The sequence below is a fragment of the Streptococcus sp. GMD4S genome (assembly GCF_000296955.1).
The window spans coordinates 1-757 of the sequence record NZ_AJRE01000544.1; the positions used below are offsets into that span (position 1 = coordinate 1).

At 43.9% G+C, this 757-nt stretch carries 2 protein-coding genes; both read right to left on the minus strand.

Translation table 11 applies throughout. From position 1 onward, the window contains the following. Positions 1 to 84, minus strand: an 84-nt coding sequence (locus tag GMD4S_RS13425; RefSeq protein ID WP_008292138.1) for a dihydroneopterin aldolase, incomplete at its 3' end; no start/stop codon positions are given. Positions 85 to 242: 158 nt separating this feature from the next. Further along, on the minus strand, positions 243 to 757 hold a 515-nt coding region (gene folE / locus GMD4S_RS12445), incomplete at its 5' end, for a GTP cyclohydrolase I FolE (RefSeq protein ID WP_000330476.1).

The following is a 757-nucleotide window of genomic DNA, read 5'->3' on the forward strand; positions in this document are numbered from 1 at the left end:
AAACTTCTGCCCCAATTCCTTCTCACTAGGGAAAAGACCATGATAGGCAAAAATTTCCAAATCTTTAATCTGCAGTTGATCCATAACTTGTCCTTTCTAGAAAAATCCGCATGAAGCGGATTCTTTTTATACTCAATGAAAATCAAAGTGCAAACTAGGAAGCTAGCCGCAGGCTGCTCAAAACACCGTTTTGAGGTTGCAGATGGAAGCTGACGTGGTTTGAATTTGATTTTCGAAGAGTATTATAGTCCCATTAAACGATAAGCCTGGTCTCGGAGGTCTTTATCTGTTTCAAATACACCTCGCGCTACTGTCGTCAAAGTCGCAGTACCTGGTTTTCTGACACCACGCATGCTCATACACATATGCTCGGCCTCAATGACAACAAAGGCTCCTTTAGCCCCCAGATAGTCCATCAAGGCATCGGCCACTTCAATATTTAACCGTTCTTGAATCTGTGGTTTTTTAGAATAAATTTCAACCGTACGGGCTAGCTTAGACAAGCCTGCCACCCGACCATCTGGAATATAGGCAATGTGCGCTCTCCCATAAAAAGGCAAGAAGTGGTGTTCACACATAGTGTGGAAAAAAATATCCTTTTCCACTACCATATTATCATCAATAATCTCAAAGGATTTTGACAGGTGTTCCTCAGCAGTTTGGCCAAGGCCTGAAAAAATCTCTTGGTACATACGGGCTACACGAGCAGGTGTTTCCTGCAAGCCCTCGCGGTTAGCGTCCTCACCAACAGCCTCGA